Source organism: Novosphingobium sp. 18050, assembly GCF_902706195.1.
GTDB lineage: Bacteria > Pseudomonadota > Alphaproteobacteria > Sphingomonadales > Sphingomonadaceae > Novosphingobium.
In genome coordinates this window covers 70,578-90,968 of record NZ_CACSJO010000008.1, presented here as the reverse complement: position 1 = coordinate 90,968, position 20,391 = coordinate 70,578, and the positions used below count along the sequence as shown (strand labels likewise).

The 20,391-nt window shown below is 65.9% G+C and carries 18 protein-coding genes; 8 read left to right on the top strand and 10 right to left on the bottom strand.

All coding sequences use genetic code 11. The features are described 5' to 3' along the window. Window positions 1–49 precede the first annotated feature (49 nt). Both GVL61_RS10335 and GVL61_RS10330 read right to left on the bottom strand, forming a co-directional pair. Window positions 50–1,504, bottom strand: coding sequence for an alginate export family protein (locus tag GVL61_RS10335; protein ID WP_159979621.1), 1,455 nt, complete (start codon window positions 1,502–1,504; stop codon window positions 50–52). 58 nt (window positions 1,505–1,562) lie between these two features. Next, on the bottom strand, window positions 1,563–2,900 hold the full coding sequence (locus GVL61_RS10330) for a dicarboxylate/amino acid:cation symporter (protein WP_159979619.1): 1,338 nt from the start codon (window positions 2,898–2,900) through the stop codon (window positions 1,563–1,565). A 231-nt stretch (window positions 2,901–3,131) separates the two neighbouring features. Here GVL61_RS10330 and GVL61_RS10325 point away from each other — a divergent pair, with 231 nt between their 5' ends. Beyond that, a complete protein-coding gene (locus tag GVL61_RS10325; RefSeq protein WP_235037619.1) occupies window positions 3,132–4,841 on the top strand; it encodes an ATP-binding protein in 1,710 nt (569 codons plus the stop codon). Next, window positions 4,841–6,154, top strand: coding sequence for a sigma-54 dependent transcriptional regulator (locus GVL61_RS10320; protein WP_159979749.1), 1,314 nt, complete (start codon window positions 4,841–4,843; stop codon window positions 6,152–6,154). The genes GVL61_RS10325 and GVL61_RS10320 overlap by 1 nt, the downstream gene beginning before the upstream one ends. Window positions 6,155–6,189: 35 nt before the next feature. On the opposite strand, the gene bglX is transcribed toward GVL61_RS10320, so the two are convergent. The 3 genes from bglX to GVL61_RS10305 form a co-directional block, all read right to left on the bottom strand. Continuing rightward, entirely contained in the window at window positions 6,190–8,457 is a 2,268-nt protein-coding gene (gene bglX, locus GVL61_RS10315; protein ID WP_159979617.1) for a beta-glucosidase BglX, read from the bottom strand. Window positions 8,458–8,684: 227 nt separating this feature from the next. Then, the gene (gene rutA / locus GVL61_RS10310; RefSeq protein ID WP_159979615.1) at window positions 8,685–9,767 is read right to left on the bottom strand and encodes a pyrimidine utilization protein A; all 1,083 of its coding nucleotides are present in this window, start codon (window positions 9,765–9,767) and stop codon (window positions 8,685–8,687) included. 23 nt (window positions 9,768–9,790) lie between these two features. After that, window positions 9,791–11,209, bottom strand: coding sequence for an amidase (locus tag GVL61_RS10305; RefSeq protein WP_235037618.1), 1,419 nt, complete (start codon window positions 11,207–11,209; stop codon window positions 9,791–9,793). A gap of 212 nt (window positions 11,210–11,421) precedes the next feature. Here GVL61_RS10305 and GVL61_RS10300 point away from each other — a divergent pair, with 212 nt between their 5' ends. From GVL61_RS10300 to GVL61_RS10285, 4 genes are all read left to right on the top strand, one after another. Continuing rightward, complete coding sequence (locus GVL61_RS10300) at window positions 11,422–11,682, top strand: hypothetical protein (protein WP_159979613.1); 261 nt, start codon at window positions 11,422–11,424, stop codon at window positions 11,680–11,682. Window positions 11,683–12,101: 419 nt separating this feature from the next. Then, a complete protein-coding gene (locus GVL61_RS10295; RefSeq protein WP_235037617.1) occupies window positions 12,102–12,473 on the top strand; it encodes a hypothetical protein in 372 nt (123 codons plus the stop codon). Continuing rightward, window positions 12,470–14,032, top strand: a complete 1,563-nt coding sequence (locus GVL61_RS10290; protein WP_159979611.1) for a PepSY domain-containing protein — start codon at window positions 12,470–12,472, stop codon at window positions 14,030–14,032. The genes GVL61_RS10295 and GVL61_RS10290 overlap by 4 nt, the downstream gene beginning before the upstream one ends. Continuing rightward, complete coding sequence (locus GVL61_RS10285; protein ID WP_159979609.1) at window positions 14,029–14,310, top strand: DUF3325 domain-containing protein; 282 nt, start codon at window positions 14,029–14,031, stop codon at window positions 14,308–14,310. Before GVL61_RS10290 ends, GVL61_RS10285 begins: the two co-directional genes overlap by 4 nt. Here the strand turns inward: GVL61_RS10285 and GVL61_RS10280 are convergent. Further along, complete coding sequence (locus tag GVL61_RS10280) at window positions 14,300–15,217, bottom strand: LysR family transcriptional regulator (RefSeq protein WP_159979607.1); 918 nt, start codon at window positions 15,215–15,217, stop codon at window positions 14,300–14,302. The two genes, GVL61_RS10285 and GVL61_RS10280, sit on opposite strands and share 11 nt — an antisense overlap. A gap of 108 nt (window positions 15,218–15,325) precedes the next feature. Between GVL61_RS10280 and GVL61_RS10275 the strand changes: the two genes are divergently transcribed. Both GVL61_RS10275 and GVL61_RS10270 read left to right on the top strand, forming a co-directional pair. Continuing rightward, window positions 15,326–16,123 carry an SDR family NAD(P)-dependent oxidoreductase gene (locus tag GVL61_RS10275; RefSeq protein WP_159979605.1) on the top strand — a complete coding sequence of 266 codons (798 nt, stop codon included), beginning with the start codon at window positions 15,326–15,328 and terminating at the stop codon, window positions 16,121–16,123. 224 nt (window positions 16,124–16,347) lie between these two features. Beyond that, window positions 16,348–18,129, top strand: a complete 1,782-nt coding sequence (locus GVL61_RS10270) for a diguanylate cyclase (protein WP_159979743.1) — start codon at window positions 16,348–16,350, stop codon at window positions 18,127–18,129. A gap of 22 nt (window positions 18,130–18,151) precedes the next feature. On the opposite strand, the gene GVL61_RS10265 is transcribed toward GVL61_RS10270, so the two are convergent. The 4 genes from GVL61_RS10265 to GVL61_RS10250 are packed head-to-tail and all read right to left on the bottom strand — an operon-like array spanning window position 18,152 to window position 20,314. Further along, window positions 18,152–19,183, bottom strand: a complete 1,032-nt coding sequence (locus tag GVL61_RS10265) for a response regulator (protein WP_159979603.1) — start codon at window positions 19,181–19,183, stop codon at window positions 18,152–18,154. 38 nt (window positions 19,184–19,221) lie between these two features. Beyond that, window positions 19,222–19,683, bottom strand: coding sequence for a hypothetical protein (locus tag GVL61_RS10260; protein ID WP_159979601.1), 462 nt, complete (start codon window positions 19,681–19,683; stop codon window positions 19,222–19,224). Between the two features lies 1 nt (window position 19,684). Continuing rightward, entirely contained in the window at window positions 19,685–20,125 is a 441-nt protein-coding gene (locus GVL61_RS10255) for a TadE/TadG family type IV pilus assembly protein (protein ID WP_159979741.1), read from the bottom strand. A gap of 15 nt (window positions 20,126–20,140) precedes the next feature. Continuing rightward, window positions 20,141–20,314, bottom strand: coding sequence for a Flp family type IVb pilin (locus GVL61_RS10250; RefSeq protein ID WP_159979599.1), 174 nt, complete (start codon window positions 20,312–20,314; stop codon window positions 20,141–20,143). Window positions 20,315–20,391: the final 77 nt, after the last annotated feature.

Below are 20,391 nucleotides of genomic sequence, written 5' to 3'. Positions count from 1 at the left end.
CCGCTCGTCCTTCGACAGGCTCAGGACGAGGGGGCGGGAATTTGGGTTTTCAGAAGCGAAAGCTTACCCAGCCGGCAAGGAAGTCCGAGCTGCGATAGCCCGCATCGGTCAGTGCCGGCCCTGCCGCCAGATGCTCATACCGCCCGGTAAACGAGACGCGCGGCGTAATCGACCACACGAGCTGCAACCGCGCGAGATCGGCGATCTTGCGCGCCCGCCCGTTCTGCGTTCCCGCGAAGGGCTGACCGTTGGCGCGGTAGACCGCATCATAGACGTTATCGCGCCAGGCCATCTCGTATTCCGCCGTGACGCGGGCATTCTTGAATGGCGTGAAGCTGACGTTCGGCGTCACCGCAACCAGGTTCGAGGGCGTGAGGTACAGCTGGTAGCTGAAGTAGACGTTGTTGCCGAAAGGCGAGTAGGCATTGCGCAGCTTGCCGTCGCCGTAGCCGCCCCCGCCGCTGGCGTAGTCGACGTGGACGCCCACGCGCGGCGCGGTCTTGGCTTTGCCCAGCCGGTAAGTGGTGGCGATGAAGGCCTGCCAGGCGTCGATATCCTGGTTGATATAAGTCCCCCACTGGTGGTTCACCGACCAGTCGACGTTGACCGGCCCCACGTCCCCGCGCAGCTGCGCGCCAAGGTAATAGCGCGTAGCCGGACCGATCCGCCCGCCCCAGGCCCCGACATCGTTGTGCCGCCGCCACAGGAAAGTATCCAGGTATAGCTGCGAGCCGCCAAGGAACGTCTTGGGCAGCACGAAGCCCAGATTCCCGCCCGAAAACCGCCGCGCCGGATCGTTAACGTCGTCCGCCGTGCCAAGGTCGCCATAGGCCGTGGGGCGGAAATCGAACACGCCTGCACGCATCGTCCGCCCGCGCGCCCATGCCCGCACGCCGTTCAGGGTGTAGCGGATCGTGTTGTTGTCGCGCTGAGAGGTCAGCAGATTGGGACCGTCGGTGAACTCTTGCCGCCCATAACGCACCCCGACATCGATGCCGCCGATCTCGCCGCTGGCCTCGACGAAGGACTGCTGGATCACCAGATCGTTACGCAGCGACGTGGAAGGCACGCCAAGGTTGCGCCCGCCGATGCCGCCGTGGGCAATCTCGCCATAAGCGCGCAAGTGCTTGCCGATGTGCAGGTCCGCCCCGGCGACCACGCGGGTAATATCCTGCCGCTGGGCCTCGGCTTCACGCAGGTTCGGATTGGTCGTCTCGTTCACCCGCAGGCGCAGTTCGCCCGAGAGGGTGAGGTAGACGTCGCCGTCCCCGTCCAGCGGCAGGTACTTCAGCCGGTCGAGTGGATCATCACGCTTGTCGGCATCGCGCATCGAGGTCCAGTCTTCGGCCCAGCGTGAAAGGCTGTAGCCGCCCGTCACGACGCCGTCGCCGTTGTAGGAGGTGGGATATTCGGCCTTTTTCTCCTCGGCCTGTGCCAGCGAAGGCGCCATGACGGGGGCGAGCGAAAGGGTGGCGGCAAGCAGCCGCGCAGAAACGGTAGTCATCGAGAGTCTCCCGGTGCGCGCGCCTCTATCGGGCGCGCTTGTAGTCCCCGTGCCGCGCTTATTCGGCGGGGACGGCGTGGGCGGGCAGGGCCTGCGCGGTGCCGCTGAGCGCGGCATCCAGCTGGTCGTGGTCGAGCTTGCCTTCCCAGCGCGAGACCACCACCGTCGCCACCGCATTGCCGATGAAGTTGGTGAGGCTGCGGCATTCGGACATGAAGCGGTCCACACCCAGGATCAGCGCCATGCCCGCGACCGGCACCGAAGGTACGATCGAAAGGGTGGCCGCCAGGGTGATGAAGCCCGCGCCGGTGACGCCCGCCGCGCCCTTTGACGAAAGCATCGCCACACCAAGGAGGAGCAGCTGCTGGCCGATGGTCAGGTCCACATTGCAGGCCTGCGCGATGAACAGCGCCGCCAGCGTCATGTAGATATTGGTGCCATCGAGGTTGAAGCTGTAGCCCGTGGGGACGACGAGTCCGACGATCGCCTTGGGGCAACCGGCGCGCTCCATCTTCTCGATCAGCGCAGGCAGCGCGCTTTCCGAGGAAGACGTGCCCAGCACCAGCAGCAGTTCGCCCTTGAGATAACCGATCAGGCGGAAAATCGAGAAGCCGCACAGGCGGGCCACGGCGCCCAGCACTACCAGTACGAAGATCAGTGAGGTCGCATAGAAGGTCGCCACCAGCGCCGCGAGGTTGGCCAGGCTGCCAACTCCGTATTTGCCGATGGTGAAGGCCATGGCGCCGAAGGCACCGATCGGCGCCACGCGCATGACGATCGACACCAGCTTGAAGACGACGACCGACACGTCTTCGAGGATCGAGAGGATACGCTCGCCGCGCGTCCCGATCGAGGCCAGCGAAATGCCAAACAGGATCGCGACGACAAGGACCTGAAGGATGTTGCCCTGCGTGAGCGAGGACACCAGCGTGTCCGGGATCATCGCATTGAGGAAGCCCACCAGCGAAGTTTCGTGCGCCTTCTCGGAATATTCGGCCACTTTGCCGGCATCGAGCGAGGCAGGATCGATGTTGAGGCCCGAACCCGGCTGCACCACGTTGGCAACGATCATGCCGACGATCAACGCCAGGGTGGAGAAGAAGAAGAAGTAGCCAAAAGCCTTGGCAGCCACGCGCCCGACCGAGCCGAGATCGCGCATCCCGGCGATGCCGGTCACGATGGTGAGGAAGATGACGGGGGCGATCACCATCTTCACCAGCTTGATGAACATGTCGCCAACCGGCTTCAGCGATTCGCCCACGGCCGGATAAAAGTGCCCGAGCAGCACGCCCGCCGTGATCGCCACCAGCACCTGCAGGTAGAGATGGGAATACCAGCGGCGCGGCGCGGGATGCGCGCCGTCATGGGGCTGAACGTCGGTGGGTGTGTAGTGCATATCGGTCGCCTGTCATCCTCTCGGGCAAGGCAACGCCTGGGGCGGTGCTCGTGCCGGGCGATTTTGCGCTTCGATGCGCTGCGTGCAAAGGGAATTGCGAAAATTGATGATTTGTTGCTTTTCAATGTTTTAGCTGCTTGCGCGACATTACCTTGTCCAGCTTCCTGCACACGCTTAAGCTCAAAAGTGCAGAAATTTGCACATCGCTAGGCCTTGGCGTATCGGATTCGGGTGATCCGAACGAGAAACCTCGGTCTGCTGGCCGCCGCGCTGGCCTGCGCCGCGCTGGTGGCCTTCGCTGCCGGGCTGGCGGTGCGCAGCGCGGCTACCGCGCGCTTTGCGCAAGCCGCGGCCGCCGACGCGCGCCTGCGTCAGGCCCTGCTCGCCAGCGAGGTGGAGCGCTTCCGCCTGCTCCCCCTCGCGCTGGGCGATGACGAGGACCTCGTGGCGCTCGTCTCCGGCAAACCCGGCGCGGCGGGCGTGATGAACGCCAAGCTGGAGCGGCTTTCGCGCGACCTAGGCTCACCAATCATTTACGTCATCCGCAGCGACGGGCTGACATTGGCGGCCAGCAACTGGCGCGATCCGCGCAGTTTCCTTGGCAAGGACTACAGCTTTCGGCCCTATTTCCGCGCCGCCATGCGGACCGGCAGCGGTGAGCAGTTCGCGCTGGGCACGGTCAGCCACCGCCCCGGCCTGTTCTTCGCCCGCCGCGCCGCCGGGGGCAGCGTGGTAGTCATGAAGATGGAGTTCGACCGGGTCGAGGCGCAGTGGCGCGAGGGCGGCGGCATGACTTTCGTGACCGACCGCGACGGCGTGATCCTCGTCACCAGCCGCCGCGACTGGCGCTATGCCGCAACTCGCGGGCTTGATCCCCAGCGCAGCCGCATCGAGCGCGAGACGATCGGCGTGGGCGACCTGCGCCCGGCGCCCTTCACGGTGCGCGGGGACGGACGCGTCACGATCCCAGGCACCAGGGGCGACTTCATGCTCGCCTCCACCCCGCCCAGTCCGGCCGGATGGCGCGTGAACCTGGCCCTGCCCCTGCGATCGATCGATACGACGGTGCGCGCGGCCCAGATCGGCGGCGCCCTGGCCACCCTTGCGCTGCTGGGCCTGGCGCTGTTTCTGCGCGAGCGCGGGCGCCGCCGCTCCGAACGCACCGCGCAACTGGAAGCCGCCGTCGCCGAGCGGACGGTGGACCTGCGCCGCGAAATCGAAGAGCGCGCCGCCGCCGAGGAACATGCCGCGCAGCTACGCGAAGGGCTGCGGCAAGCCAACCGCCTCGCTACGCTGGGACAAGTCACTGCCAGCGTCGCGCACGAAACCGCGCAGCCGGTTGCCGCGATCCGCAACTACGCGGCAACCTCTCGCCAGCTCCTGGACATGGGGGCGGATGGCGAAGTGCGCGCCAACCTTCAGGCGATAGACCGTCTGGCCGAGCGTATCGGCACCGTCACCGCAGAATTGCGCGGTTTCGCGCGCAAGGGCAGCCGGGCCGGCGGGCCGATCCCGCTGGAGGAAGTGGTGGAAGGCGCCTGCCTTCTGCTCAAGGAGCGCCTCTCCCGCGTCGACTTCTCGCGGCCACAGATCGGACCTGAGGTCGTGGTCTTCGGCGGACGGGTGCGGCTGGAGCAGGTGCTGGTCAACGTCCTGCAAAACGCGCTGGAAGCGCTGGAGGCGTGCCGCGAACCGCACCTTGCCCTGACCTGGGCGTACCATGAAGGCGCCGTGCGCGTACTCGTCACCGACAACGGCCCCGGCATCGCGCCCGAAGTGGCGGACCGCCTGTTCACTCCCTTTGCCACCAGCCGCCAGACCGGCCTTGGCCTTGGGCTGGTGATCGCCAAGGACATCATGGAGGACTTCGGCGGCAACCTGCACCTCGTGCCCTCCGAAACGGGCGCCTGCTTCGCCATCACCCTGAAGCGCGCGCCATGATGGAGGACGCGCGCCGCGTGGCTCTTGTGGAGGACGACGAGGACCTTCGCGTCTCCACCGCACAGGTGCTGACCCTCGCCGGGTTCGCCGTGGAGGCCTTTCCCGCCGCGGCCCCAGCGCTGGCGGCCATCGATGCCGACTGGCCGGGCCTGGTGGTGACCGACGTACGCATGCCGTACATGTCCGGCATCGAGTTGCAGCGCGCCCTGCACGAACGCGACCGCGAACTGCCGGTGATCCTGGTGACCGGCCACGGCGACGTGACCATGGCGGTCGATGCGCTGAAGGCCGGGGCATGGGACTTCCTGACCAAGCCGTTCGACCCGCAGGCGCTGGTCGCCGCCGCCGACCGCGCGGCTACGGCACGCGCCCTTGCCCTCGACAACCGGCGGCTGCGGGCCGAGGCGCAAGGGGAGGAATCGTCCGGGCTGGTCGGCCAGTCGCCCGCCATCCGGCGCCTTCGCGAGATGATACCCACCCTTGCCAATGCCGATATCGACCTGTTCATCGAGGGCGAGACCGGCACCGGCAAGGAACTGCTCGCCCGCCTGATCCACCGTGCCGGCAAGCGCGCGCGGCACCGTTTCCTGGCGGTCGCCTGCGCCGCCCTGCCCGATCCGCTGGAGGATGAACTTTTCGCCCCCAGCGGCGAGGCCAGCATCGCCGCCGCCAATCGCGGCACGCTGTTCCTTGACGATATCGATCAGGCCGCGCGCCGCCTGCAGTCGCGGCTGGTGCCGCTGGTCGAGGAACGCGCCCTGCGCAGCCCCGGCGCGCGCGAGCCGCTGCCGCTGGACCTGCGGGTGATCGCCACGGGCGCGGCGGACGAGGGCGACCTGTCCGACCGGATCGCGCCCGCGCTGTTCTACCGGCTGGCGGCGCTGCGCCTGCGGATGCCTCCCTTACGCGAACGGCGCGAGGATGTGCCCGCCCTGTTCGCCAACCTTGCCGGGGCGGCGGCGGCCCGTCTGCGGCGGCCCTTGCCCGAGATGACCGGAACCGTGCGCGATCACCTTGCCGTGTACGACTGGCCGGGCAACGTGCGCGAACTGGCGCATTATGCCGAACGCTTCGTGCTGGGACTGATCGAGGCTGCGCCCCTGCCGCTGGCCGAGGCCGTCGGTGAAACCCTGCCGCAACGGCTGGATGCCTTCGAGCGCGAGACGATCGTGGCAGCCGTGGTGGCTGCGGGCGGCGAGATCGGCGTAGCGATCCAGCGCCTGGGAATTCCGCGCAAGACCTTCTACTACAAGGTCAACAAGCTGGGAATCGACCTGACCGCCCTGCGCAAGGGTGCTGCGCAGGAAAGATAGCTTTTGGTCCTCCCTACACGGGGACGACCAAGCAGCTACTCCGGCACTGCCGCGTAGAGCGTGATCTGCGAATGCAGCCCGCCTTCCGAAGACTGGCCCACCCAGATATCGAACAGCCCCGGCTCGGCGATACGCTTGTTACCCGAACCGACGAACTCCAGATCCGTGCGCGAGAGGGTGAACTTCACCGTCCGGCTGCCCCCGGGATCAAGCGTCACCCGCTCCATCCGCTTCAATTCCCGGATCGGCCGGGTACGGCTGGCCACACGGTCGCGGATATAGAGCTGCACCACTTCGCTGCCCTTGCGGTCACCCTTGTTGGTGAGCCGCGCGGTGATCTCGATGGTCCCGTCCCAGCGCAAGGCCGGGTCGGGAACCTGCAGCCGGTCCAGCGCGAACTCGGTGTAGCTCAGGCCGTGGCCGAAGGGATAGCGTGCGCTGTTGTCAGTGGTCGAATAGCGTGCCTTGTACTCGGTGCTGGCATTGCCCAGCACGGGGCGGCCGGTGGACTTTCGGTCGTAGTAGAACGGCTCCTGGCCCGATTCCCACGGAAAGCTGACCGGCAGCTTGCCCGAGGGGTCGGTCTTGCCGGTCACCAGATCGGCGATGGCATTGCCCGCCTCCGAGCCGAGGAACCAGGTCGCCAGTACCGCATTGGCATTGGCGACGCCCTCATGCAGCGCCAAAGCGCGGCCGTGGCGCAGCAAGACGACGGTGGGCTTGCCGGTCGCGGCGATGGCATCGGCCAGCGCCTGTTGGGCCGCCGGAATCTCGATCACGGTGCGCGACTGCGCCTCGCCGGACATATCCTGCGATTCGCCGACCGCCAGCAGGACGACATCGGCCGCCTTGGCCGCCTTCACGGCCGCGTCGATGCCGCCGTCGACCGGTTCATGGATGCCGCAGCCCGCCACAACCGTCAGCTTACTGGGATCTGGCAGCGCGGCGCGCAGGCCGCTGGCGATATCGACGCCCTTGGCGGGATCACCGTAGAAGGCCCAGGGGCCGTAGATGTTGTCCTTGTCCTCGCCGAAGGGGCCAATCAGGGCGATCTTCTGCTGCTTGTCCGGGTCCAGCGGCAGTACGCCATCGTTCTTGAGCAGCACCGCCGAACGCGCCCCCGCCTCCCGCGCGAGGGCGATATGGGCAGGCGCGCCGATCCGGCTGCTTTCCGCCTTTTCGTCCAGCGAACGCCACGGGTTCTCGAACAGGCCCATGGCGGCCTTCACGTAAAGGATACGCCGCACGGCAACGTCGACGGTGCCCATCGGCACTGCGCCACTTTTCACCAGTTCGGGCAGATAACGGATGTAGAGCCCGCTCTGCATCGACATGTCGACACCGGCCAGCACCGCCAGACGCGCGGCATCGCGGTCGTCCTCAGCGAAGCCATGCGCCACCAGTTCCTCATCTGCGGTGTAGTCCGAGAAGACGAAGCCGCGAAAGCCCATCTCGCCACGCAGGATGTCGGTCATCAGTTCGCGGTCGGCGGTGGCGGGCACGCCGTTGATCTCGTTGAAGGCCGCCATCGTAGTCAGCGCCCCCGCCGCAAAGGCCGAGCCGAAGGGCGGCAGGTGGGTTTCGCGCAAGGTCTCGTCGCTGATGTCGACGTTGCCGTATTCCAGCCCCGCCGCCACCGCGCCGTAAGCCGCGAAGTGCTTGGGGCAGGCCAGCAGCGAATCATCGCGCCGCAGATCGCGGCCCTGAAACCCCCGGACCCGCGCGGCAGTCAGCAGCGCGGTGAGGGTTACGTCCTCGCCCGCGCCTTCGACCACGCGGCCCCAGCGCTGGTCGCGCGCGACATCGGCCATCGGCGCGAAAGTCAGGTGGAGGCCCGCCGCCGTCGCCTCGACCGCCATGGCCCGCGCGGTGCGCTGGACCATCGCGGGATCGAAGCAGGACGCCTCGCCCAGCGGCACCGGGAAGATCGTTTTCAGGCCGTGAATCACGTCCCCGGCAAAGATCAGCGGAATACCGAGGCGGCTGCCCTTGACCGCCATTTCCTGAGCCTTGCGCGCCCCCGCCACGCCGATACCGTTGAACAGGCAGCCTACGCGGCCCTTGCGGATCTCCTGCGCCAGGCGTTTCACGTCCTGGATGCCGGCATCCGGGTTGGGCGGGTTGAAGGGGCGGAAGGCATCGGCAAGGCAGGTCATCTGCCCCGCTTTTTCCTCGATCGTCATGCGCGCGATCAAATCGTCGACACGCTCGACATCGGTGGCGGCTAGCGCGCCCCGGGTCACCCCGAGCGCGAACGTGCTTCCGATGATACCGGAAAGGACACTGCGGCGGTCTATGTTCATGGAGGCGGAAAATCACTCTGGAAGGATGTGCACCCATCCGCTTCTAAGCGATCTCACCGGATTTTGTTGCATTGCGGCACACGGGGCAGCGCGCTTTCGGGGCGCCTCGTCAAAAAGAAAGCCGCCGACATGTCCGCAAAAGCGGCATGCCGACGGCCAGTTCGTCATAACGGCCCCAAAAGGAGGGAGAGACTGGGCCGTCAGGGTAGGGGTAATCAGACGATAGCTCAGGCCGCCACTAGCCGTTCCGCACGGCAGGCCATGAGCGGCTGGATCTTCTCGCCGAAGTCGACAAGGCCCTTCTCGAAGTCGTCGAAAGTTAGCATGATGCCCTTGGTGCCGGGAACCGCAGCGGCTTCGTCGAGCAGCTTGGCGACGGTCTCGTAGGAGCCGACGAAAGTGCCGATACCCAGGTTCACCGCGCCTTCCGGCAGGTTGATGTGGCGGGCAGTCGAATCCGCGCCGGCGTTCTTGTCGGCAGCACCCTGGTCGCTCATCCATGCCAGCGCATCGACGTCGGCGCCCTCGCGGTAGCTCTGCCACTTGGCCATCGCGGCCTCGTCGCTCTCGTCGGCGATCACCATGCAGAGGATGTAGGCGCCCACGTCGCGGCCGGTCTTGGCGGCTGCTTCGACCAGTGCCTCCACGGTGGGGGCGTGCTTGGTCGGCTTGTTGACGCCGCCGGCGGTGACGAAGTTGTAATCGCCGTAGTTGGACACGAATTCCATGCCGCGCGCCGACTGGCCAGCGCCGACGATCTCGATCTTGCCGGTGCTGGGCTTGGGCAGGAGGTGGCAGTCTTCCATCTGGAAGTGCTCGCCCTTGAAGTCGGACTTACCGTCGGCCCACAGGTCCTTCATGACCTGCACGTATTCGCTCGCGTAGTCGTAGCGGTGGCCGAAATAGGCGTCGCCCGGCCACAGGTTCATCTGCTCGTACTCGCCCTTGGCCCAGCCGGTGACGATGTTGATGCCAAAGCGGCCCGGTGCGACCGAATCGATGGTGACGGCCATGCGCGCCACCATCGCCGGGGGCAGCGTCAGGATCGCGGTGGAAGCGAAGAGCTTGATCTTGCTGGTAACGGCCGCCAGCGCGCTCATCAGGGTGAAGCTTTCCAGGTTGTAGTCCCAGAATTCCGTCTTGCCGCCGAAACCGCGTAGCTTGATCATCGAGAGCGCGAAATCGAAGCCGTAGCCTTCCGCGGTCTGGACGAGCTTCTTGTTCATTTCGAAGCTGGGCTTGTACTGCGGCGCATTGGCCGAGATCAGCCAACCGTTGTTGCCGATGGGAATGAACAGACCGATATCCATGGGCTTACTCCTGGGAAGAGAGGTTAAGGGAGAGAAGGAAACGCGGAAGGTACACAGCCGAGCCAGCCCGTCGCCTGCTCGTAGGCGAAACCTCCGCAGAGCAAAAACTGCTCTGCGTTGGGAGGCCCGATCAGTTGCAGCGCCAGGGGCAGGCCCCGCGTGTCGAAGCCCATCGGCGTGACCAGCGCGGGGAAGCCCAGCATCGAGATCGTGCGGGTCAGCGCGGACAGTTCGCCAACCATCGCCTGCATCGCCGCGCCGCCCGTTGCACCGACTTCATCGGCCAACGGCACTGGCATCCGGGCTGCGGGGGTAAGCAGCAGATCGACCTTGGCGAAAGGCCCGGTCAGCATGTCCGACTGCGCGGACTTGCGCCGGCCCAGCGCCGCCAGATAGTCCTTCGGCGGAACAGCGGCGCCCGCCGTCAAGCGGTTGCGCACCTGTTCGCCGAAGTCGTGCGGGCGTTCCGCAAGGCGGTCGGCGTGGAAGGCGGCGGCTTCGGGCGCCCATATCTGCGCCGCGATGTCCGGGTAGCCCGAATGGTCGGGGACGGCGACATCGACCACTTTTACGCCCAGGCCCTCGAACACGGCGCGCGCGGCGGCGAACGCGGCAGCGACTTCGGGGTGCAGGTCTTCGGTGAAGTAGCTGGTCGGTACGCCAATGGTCAGCCCGGCGCAGCCGGCGGAGAGTTCAGCCTCGTAATCGTGGCCCGACGCGGCAAGGACCGACATGAGCCGCGCGAGCGAACGGCTCGATGTCGCCAGCGGCCCGGCGGTGTCGAGCGTGTGCGACAGCGGCATCATCGCCGTATCGGGCAACAGGCCGTTGGTGGGCTTGAGCCCCGCCACGCCGCAGAACGCGGCGGGCAGGCGCACCGATCCGCCGGTATCCGAGCCCAGCGCGCCGGTAACGATCCGCGCGCCGACCGCAGCGCCCGAGCCGGACGACGACCCGCCCGAAATAGCCTCGGCATTCCACGGATTGGCGCAGCGCCCCAGGTGCGCGTTGTGCCCAGTGGGGCCCATCGCGAATTCGGCCATGTGCAGCCGCCCGATGGTGATCGCGCCCGCCGCCTCCAGCCGCGCGACGAGCGGCGAGGTTTCGCGGGGCAAGTGGCCGCGCCAGATCAGCGAGCCCGCCTCGGTCGGCATTCCGGCGCGGAAGAACATGTCCTTGTGCGCCAGCGGCACCCCGTGGAGAGGGCCGCGAAGCCGGCCGCGGGCGCGTTCACGGTCGCAGGCACGCGCCTGTTCAAGCGCCGCTTCGGCCTCGATCGCGACGAAGGCGTTGAGATGCCTCCACGCCTGCGCCTGGGCGATGGCCGCCATTACGGCTGCCTCGGCGCTCACCTCGCCTGCCGCGATGGCTTCGGCCAGGTCGACCAGGTCGGTGGGGTGGGCGGCGTCGGGCATGGCGGTCTCACGTTGTGGATGGGTCATGCTCCCGCCCCTCGCGCTTGCGCTCGCGAAGGGCGGGAGTGAAGACGGCGCGGCGTCCGGGAGGAGATCGTTGCCACGCCGCCCATTCTTCAAAACTCGCAGGACAGCCGTAGCGCAGCATCCATTCGGGCAGGATCGGCCGCGAAAGCGGGTTCACCAGCATTGGAGGCAAGACGCTTGGAAAACATGAGAACCCCTAAGAACGGCTCTGAATGAGTGTCGTTTTCATTACAATGCTTGATTCGCAAGCGATTGCAAGCGGATCATCGTCCAGCGGATTGCAAAAAGCTTCCAATATTATGATTTTAGATGATTTTTTATATGTCAGAAATGAATTACGTTTTCATTCCGCAGCAATCCAAGGTGCAAGGACGGGCCCAAGTCTGGCAATGCCGCATGAGCCATACCGCGAGAAATTCTGGCCTTCTAACCTCGCTAGCGTCGCTCACCTCGTATGTCAGCGCAAGTCCTGATTCGCCCGCGATCGGTCAAAAGAAATCCTGACATCTCGCCCAAATCTCCATGCGGTATAAGATTTCTGGCCGCGTCGATTGTCACTAAGGCCCTCGGTAATATGGGAGATATGTGTGTTTTGCGATGACAGCACGGTCAGAACGCGCCACACGAATTTGCTGTAATCGTTATCATTTATTCGACACACAGCCGCTGGCTTTGGCTTGACGAAACAGGCGAGCGGCTACCCGGTTCGCATCCGAAAAGCCCTTGCCGCTACGGCACCGCGTAGACGCCGCCCTCCTTGAAGCCACGGGCGTCATTGACAACCGTCGGCGCGCACCTTAGCGAAAATAATTGAGAGTGCCTCGCAATAGCGCACAATACCCGTCAGAAACGAGATTCCGTTGAGCCTGCTACAGCACCGCCAATTCCGCGCATGGGCATTTACACCGCACCGTCAGTCGGCGTCGGCGTAACGGTCATGGCGATAAAAGCGCAGAGCGGGGAACGAAGCACAGTCGGGCGCGCCAACGTTGCAGCGCGCCTGCTCGCGGCGATCCCGGCGAACTACTTGCTGACGTCACTGGCAACGGCAGCCCTGGCCCGCCTGCTGTGGCGCGGGCTCGGCGTCGATCCGGCCAATGCCAGCGTTGCAGCGATGCTGACCTCCTTCGTGATGTTCTCAGTGCTCGCGCTGGTCGCCTTCGGGGTCAGATCGGCCCTTCGCCTATGGCTCTGGATGATCGGAGCAGGCGCGGTACTGGGCGCGGGCCTGTGGCTTTCGCTGGCATCGGGAGGGCGGCTGTGAAGGACAGCCTCCGTCAATCGATGGCGCTGTTCCACACGTGGAGCGGATTGCTGCTCGGCTGGCTGCTCTTCGCGATGTTCGCCACCGGCACGGCCGCCTATTTCCAGGACGAGATCACCCGCTGGATGCAGCCGGAAGTGACCGGCAGCGCCGACCCGGAAACGTCCGCACAGGGCGCCGTGCGCTACCTGAACACAGTCGCCCCCGATGCGATCAGCTGGTACATCACCCTGCCCAATGGCCGCAGCGCCACGACCCAGGTCTACTGGCAGCCCGGCGACGGCACGCGCGGCAAGCGCGGCGAAACGTCCGCCGTACTCGACCAGACCGGCCGCGCGATCACCGTGCGCGAAACCAGCGGCGGCTTCTTCCTCTACCGCTTCCATTTCGACCTGCACTACATGCCGGTGCTCTGGGCGCGCTACCTTGTGGGCATCGCGGCGATGTTCATGCTGACGGCGATCCTTTCGGGCATCGTCACCCACAAGAAGATCTTTGCCGATTTCTTCATGCTGCGATTCGGCAAGGGCCAGAGAAGCTGGCTGGACGCCCATAACGTGACCGCCGTGATCGCTCTGCCCTTCCACCTGATGATCACCTTCACCGGGCTGGTCACGTTGGCCTCGATGTACATGCCCTGGGGCATCGCCGCCAACTACGCCTCGCCTGCCGTATTCCAGGAGCAGGTGTTCGGCCGCGAACCGGCGGCTGAACGCAGCGGCAGGGCCCAGCCGCTCGTCGACCTTGCGCCGCTGATGCGCACGGCCTCTGCGGAATGGGGCGGCAAGCAAGTCGGCTATATCAGCGTGACGAACCCCGGCGATGCGACGGCCCGCGTTTTAATCACCCGTTCGCCCGGCGCGGCTATTGCCGCGCGCGGAGAGACCGCCGCCTTCGCAGGCGCCACCGGCAAGGCGCTAGGCGGCCACACCGCAACCGGCGCCGCAGTGGCGACCGAAAGCGTGATGATCGGCCTGCACACCGGCCGCTTCGCGCAGTGGGGCCTGCGCTGGCTCTACTTCCTCAGCGGCATCGGCGGCACCATCATGGTCGGCAGCGGACTGGTCCTGTGGACCGTCAAGCGCCGCACCCGCCTGCCCGATCCGGCGCGCCCGCACTTCGGCTTCCGGCTTGTCGAACGGTTGAACATCGCCGCAATTGCCGGCCTTGCCACCGGCATCGCCGTCTATTTTCTTGCTAACCGCCTGCTCCCGGCAGACCTTGCCCAGCGGGCAGACCGCGAGATCGACAGCCTGTTCCTCGCCTGGCTTGCCGTAGGCCTGTGGGGCATGGTGCGCCCCGCCGGACGGGCATGGACCGAAACGCTGGCTCTCGCAGGGGCCTGCTTCGCGGCAGTGCCGGTGGTCAACGCGCTGACCACGTCGCGCGGGTTCGCCGCCAGCATCATGAGCGGCGACTGGCTTTTCGTGGCTTTCGATCTCATGATGATCGCGCTGGCCGCCTGCTTCCTTCAGGCCGCTGGCAAAGTGGCGCAGCACCGTGCGAAGAACGCATCCGCCCCGCCCCGCCGGGCCGCTCGCAAGGCGGTGAGCCAGTGATCCACGCGCTTGCCATAGCGCTGGCCTGCGCGGCTTTCCTGATGCTCGCCGCGTCGATGAAACGGCATCAGCGGGACCTTGTCGGACGCGCGGTGCCCGAGCCCCGCGCCAGGCTCGCGCGGATTGCAGGCTGGGTGTTCATCGCGGTCTGCTGGTCGCTGGAAGCTGTGGTGCTCGGCCCGGCGCTGGGCACGATCGTCTGGATCGGCGAGCTCAGCATGGGTGCATGGCTGGCCATCGCCTTCATCAACTGGCGCTCGGGCCGACCTACCCGCTGATCCTCGGCGGCGCCCCGGGCAGCCGCAGGTGGCCATCCAGAAAGTCCAGGAACGCCCTGATCCGCGATGCCAGTCGCTGATGGCCCGCATAAAGCGCATGGATATCCTCGTGGTCGCCCGGGTTGCAGTCGCGCAGGATTTCGACCAACCTGCCCGAAGCGAGGTCCGCGGCCACGTGGAACCGGCCCAGCCGCGCGATGCCGCCCCCGGCCGCCGCCATCATCCGTACCACTTCGCCCGAATTGCCCAGAAACACGCCGTCAATCGGCCGGTTGACCAGCATCCCGTCGACAAGGAACGGCCATGTGTCGACCGAGCGGCGGAAGCTGAAACGCAGACAAGCGTGCTCCCCCAACTGGCGCGGATGGACCGGCTCGCCCCGTTCCTGCAGATAAGCCGGGCTGGCCACCACCGCCATCGCGCTGCGCCCCAGCTTCTTCGCTTTCAGCCCTGTATCGCGCAGCGGGCCGATGCGGATGGCGATGTCCGCCCGCTCCTCCACCAGATCGACCAACGTGTCCGACAGCGCCAGATCCAGTGTCACGCCGGGATGCAACGCCTGGAACCGCGGCAGGATCGGCAACAGGCACTGGGTTCCGAACGGCACCGATGCGTTGATCCGCAAAGGACCACGAGGCGCTTCGTCGGCGCGCGCGAAGCCGCGCTCCACCTCGTCGATCTCGGCGACGAGGCCCGCCACACGCTCGCGGTAGAGTTCGCCTTCCGCCGTCAGCGCCAGTGCCCGCGTGGTGCGCGACACGAGCTGCGCCCCCAGCCGCGCCTCGAGCCGGGCGATGGCGCGGCTCACTGCCGACGGAGTAAGCCGCAGTGCCCGGGCGGCCCCGGCAAAGCTGCCGCTCTGCGCCACGGCAAGGAATATCTGCATTTCGCCGAAGCGGTTGTCCATGTCTTCGCATCCGTGATTTTGAATCACTTCTAAGATGCCTTCACGCGGACTGTTCATCAATACCGGCGCGCTCTACATCACGGCCAACATCGTGAAGGACTCTACCCCATGGACCTGAAACTCACCGGCAAGACCGCTCTCGTTACCGGATCGACCGCTGGCATCGGCCTCGCCATCGCCGAGCGCCTGGTTGGCGAAGGCGTCGACGTCGTCATCTCCGGCCGTAACCAGCACAAGCTCGACGAAGCCGCCGCAAAGGTCGCCGCCAAGGCTGCGCTCGGCGGCAAGGTGCGCGCCGTCCTCGCCGATCCGGCCACGGCCGAAGGCGCAGCGGAGCTGGTCGCGGCGGTCCCCGACGTCGACATTCTCGTCAACAATCTGGGCATCTACGAGGCCAAGCCCTTCGCCGAGATTTCCGACGAGGACTGGCACCGCTTCTTCGAGGTCAATGTCGTCAGCGGCGCGCGTCTGGCCCGTCACTACTTCCCCCGGATGCTCGCGAAGGACTGGGGCCGGGTGATCTTCATCGCCAGCGAGAGCGGGCTCGTGATCCCCGGCGAGATGATCCACTACGGCATGACCAAGACCGCCCAACTGGCCATCGCACGCGGCCTCGCCGAGCAGACGCGCGGCACTGGAGTAACGGTCAACTCGGTCCTGCCGGGCCCTACCCGCTCGGAAGGGATCGTCGAGTTCATCCGGTCGGTCGTCGAGAACAAGGATGCCCCCGAAGCCGAGCGCGAGACGGAGTTTTTCACCAAGCTGCGCCCGCTTTCGCTGATCCGCCGCCTGATCGAGGCCGACGAGATCGCCGCGCAGGTGACCCTGCTTGCCAGCCCGCTCGGCGCGGCCACCAACGGCGCGTCGGTTCGCGTCGAAGGCGGGATCATTCCGACCATCGCATGATCGGCGTGATCCCGCGTCGACTGCCCGCAGAAGCATGGCGGAACCTGTGTCCGTCATGCTTCACGGCGCGGCCAAGGCGATGAAATCACCCGGACAACCGCTGATTTCGATTGCAAGGCATGGGTATTTATCCGAGGGCGGTCCATTGCCGCTCTACGGAGATTCCCTTGGTCGGGTCGTTGTCCAACCGAATCCTGGTGCTGTGCAGCATCCTGTGTCTTCTGATGGCCCTGCTTGCAGGACTATTGCTTGAAGGCGCGTCGCAGATGCGCAGCAGCCTTGAATGGGTTACCCATTCATCTGAGGTCCTCAAGACCGCAAACCGCTCGCTCAGCCACCTGCAACAGGCGGAATCCGGGCAGCGCGGCTTCACGCTTACGCATAACCCGGAATTCGCCGAAGCGGTGGACGCCGAAATCGCGGCGACGCGCCGCGCCGCCTCCGATCTCGTGAGCCTGACCAGCGACAACCCGGCGCAAAACGCCCGCGCGAAACAGATCCGCACCATCATCGCCCAGCGCGCCGATGTCATCGCGGGGATCATGAAGTTGGCGCGAGCCGGGGATTTCACCGCAGCGCAGACTTCGGTCGCGAAGGGTCATGGCCGCTACCTCATGCAGCTTGTCGATGCCCGCGTCGGCGACCTGCTGAACGAGGAGCGCGCCCTTTCCGCCACCCGCATGGCCGTGGTAGAGCGCCGCCTGAACTACATCCGCTGGCTGGTGATGCTGGGTATTCCCGCCACCGTCATTGCCATCGCCTTCGTGGCGGCAGCGCTGATCCGGCGCATCCAGAAGCCCGTCGACGAGATGATGACGGTGATGGGCCAGCTCGGCGCCGGCGACCGCGGCGCGCGCGTCCTCGCGAACATGGACTCCAGCGAATTCGAACGCCTCGCCAAGGGCTACAACGCCATGGCGGACGAATTACAGGGCGCCGTCGCCGATCAGGTCGACAGCCAGGAGCGCCTGCGCGTGGCCAATCTCGAACTCAGCCAGAACACCGAAGTCCTGCGCGAACGCGGCGAAGTTATCGAACTGCTGGGCGGCATGGCCCACCGCATGCAGTCGGCCCGCACCGACGAGGAACTGGCCTCGATCATCCGCGTCTTCGTGCCCCGCGTCCTGCCCGAGATCCCGGGCGCGCTTTACGCGCACAACAATTCGCGCAACCTGCTGGTGCCGATTGCCGCCTGGGGCGGGCTGGACGTTTCCTCCGCAGGATTCGCGCCCGACCAGTGCTGGGCCCTGCGCCGGGGCCAGAGCCATTTCGTGATCGAGCCGGATTCGGACATCGTGTGCGCCCATGTCGGCCACGACATGCACCACTACCACTGCGAGCCACTGCTGGCCGGCGGCGAAGTGATCGGCGTGCTCTACCTCAAGGGCGTAGTCGGCACCGAGAACCGCTTCCGCCTGACCGTGCTGACCGAGAACATCGCCTCGGCCCTGGTCAACCACCGTCTCCAGCGCGGTCTGCGCGAACAGACGATCCGCGATCCGCTGACCAGCCTGTTCAATCGCCGCTACATGGAAGAAACGCTGGCGCTGGAAATCGCGCGCTCATCGCGTTCCGGCAGCCCGCTGAGCCTCGTCATGTGCGACGTCGACCACTTCAAGCGCTTCAACGACGAATTCGGCCACGATGCCGGTGATGCGGTGCTTCAGGCGGTGGCAACGGAAATGCGCAGCCGCTTCCGCGACGGCGACGTCGTCTGCCGCTTCGGCGGCGAGGAGTTCACGATTATCGCGCCCGGTACTTCGGCGGCAACCCTTGCCAACCGCGTCGAGCATGTACGCCAGGGGATCAGCGAACTGCTGGTGCAGCAGGGCGGCCGCACCTTGGGATCGACGACGATGTCGTTCGGCATCGCCACCTGGGAAGAATCCATGGAGCGCGACGGCTCCACGCTCATCAAGGCGGCCGATGCAGCGCTCTACCGCTCCAAGCGCGACGGCCGCAACCGCGTGACGCTCGACGCCCGCGCGGAAGCCCTCACCGCCTAAGAAGCCGGGCGGGGCGCAGGCGTCAGCCCCTGTGGCGCACCTGCTCCGTGAGATAGTCCACCAGCGGCTGCTCGAACTTGGCGTTGATCGCCAGGAAGTGGCGGCGCCGATCGTGCTCGTCGGGCAGACGGCACAGCACGTCCTCGTCGACGAGCCGGCGCACCAGCCGCAGCGCAGTGCTCATCGGAGCCCCCGAGGCAATGCAGGCGCTGGATACAGACACCTGGCGTTTTTCGATCTTTGCCAGCAGCAGGTCCAGCAGCATCGCCCAGGCCGGATCGCCAAACAGTTCGCCGCCGCCGATCTCACGCCGCTTGGCCTCTCGGCGGAGCTGGTCGCGGATGAAGACGGTCAGCCGCTCGGGCGACACGGGATCGCCGGGCAACGGCGGGGAAGCGGCTGCCGGCAGTGCCGCCGCCGGCGCAGGGGCCGCCGCTGCGGGGCGGCCCGGCTCGTCCATCAAGTGGGCAAGGCGTTGCAGTTCGGTGCTGAGATTGGAAATCTTGTCCATCAGGACCTTGCGCGCACCGGGTGCCGGCGTCAGCCCGCGGATGCGCTGCAACGCGCGGCGCAGGTCCGACTGGCTGATCGGCTTTTCGAGGAAGTCGATCGCGGAGGCCCGCATCGCGTCGATCGCGACGTCCTTGGTGGCATAACCGGTGGCCATGATGAAGCGCAGTTGGCGCCCTTCGACCTCGGCCTGCTGCGCCATTTCCTGAATCAGGGTGATGCCGTCGAGCCCGGGCAGGTTATAGTCGACGATGGCGATCGAGATGTCGTGGTCGACAAACAGGGCCAGCGCCTCGTCGGCGCTGGTCGCCACAAAAGGCTCGTAGCCCATCTGGCGCAGGCTGAAAGCGCATTCCTTGCCCCAGTCGGCATCGTCGTCGACGATGAGTACGGGCTCAATGGACTGGAATGCCCCTGCTTCCATCGCCTTGGGTAATTCCGCCAAGCCTGAACGCTCGGCCGGGTATTCCGACCTGAAATCATTATCTTCCGAGGCATTGGGTCCAAGAATCGACCCCAGCCGGGTTCGCCAGTTCTTAGGCATCGCATAATCCCGCCATATTATGTTTGCGAATACCTATATCACATTCCAGGCAGATGTTGTTGCATGGCAACCGAAACAATTGCCACGGCCACAATCGCCGAAGCATCGGGACGGCGCCTGACGGCGCCTGCCCGCTGAAATGCGGCGATCAGGAACAGCGTGAATAGCGCTACTACGACCATTGCCAAGGCCCCATTAACCCCCAGCCACGTAGAACCCGCAGAGAGCAGCTTTATTTGCCCGCCGGTCAATATCCGCAGCCGGGTCCGCGCCCGCAACAAGGTAACCGCGCCGCTCGCCACGACAAGGCATCCCAGTCCCGCAGTACACGAGAGCACCAGCGCGGGAAGCCCGCCCAGCAGCGTCGCACCGGCCAGCCCGCAGGCCGCCAGCACGATGTAAAGCCAGTCCGGGGCGGTATGCCCTTCCCATGGCAGTATCACGACAGGTATCAGGACCAGGACCAGCAGGGCCAAATAAAAATATCCTGCGGCATCCATGTCAGTAGCCTCCGTTAGTGACCACGACACTGGCCTGTACGTTGCTTGATGGCAGCGGGATGAAGTTTCCATAGCGCATGATCGGACTGCCGCTCATGTCATAGCTCACCTGTACCCGGAACGTGCCGGTGGTCGAACCCGCCCCGGCGGTAATCACAGGCTGGCGCCCGCCGCCCAGCATTGCGCCGTAACTGGTTATCACCTCGAGCGCGCGCGCCTGAGCAAGCGAGGCGCGCTCGGTGCTGGAAAGCCCCGCGACGGCAGCCCGCGCCCCTTCGGCGGCAGCCTGACGCACGCCGATCACGGCGGTGAAGTAGATCGAATAGACGATGATGCCGAACACCAGGGCTAGCAGCGCCGGAGCCAGAACGGCGAACTCCAGCGCTGCGATACCCTGCTCGCATTTCAGCAGTCGGAACATATTCCTTGCTGACTTGCGCATCATCAGCCCTCCCTTTCAAGTGGCTGTAAAAATACCGGCGAAGGCTGTGACGAGCGATGCGCGGAATGATATGCCCACTGCTCCAATAGCTCCGACGATGATCGCACCAAGAACCGCGTATTCGACTGCCGTCAGACCGCGCTCGTCGCTGCGGAGACGGGTCATAAGCTTCTGAATCGAAGTCATCATAGTATTCACTCCCCACGTCCTCCATTTCGAGAGAGGCCATCACCAGGCAGGAGGGAAGCCCGATGGTGCCATTGAAA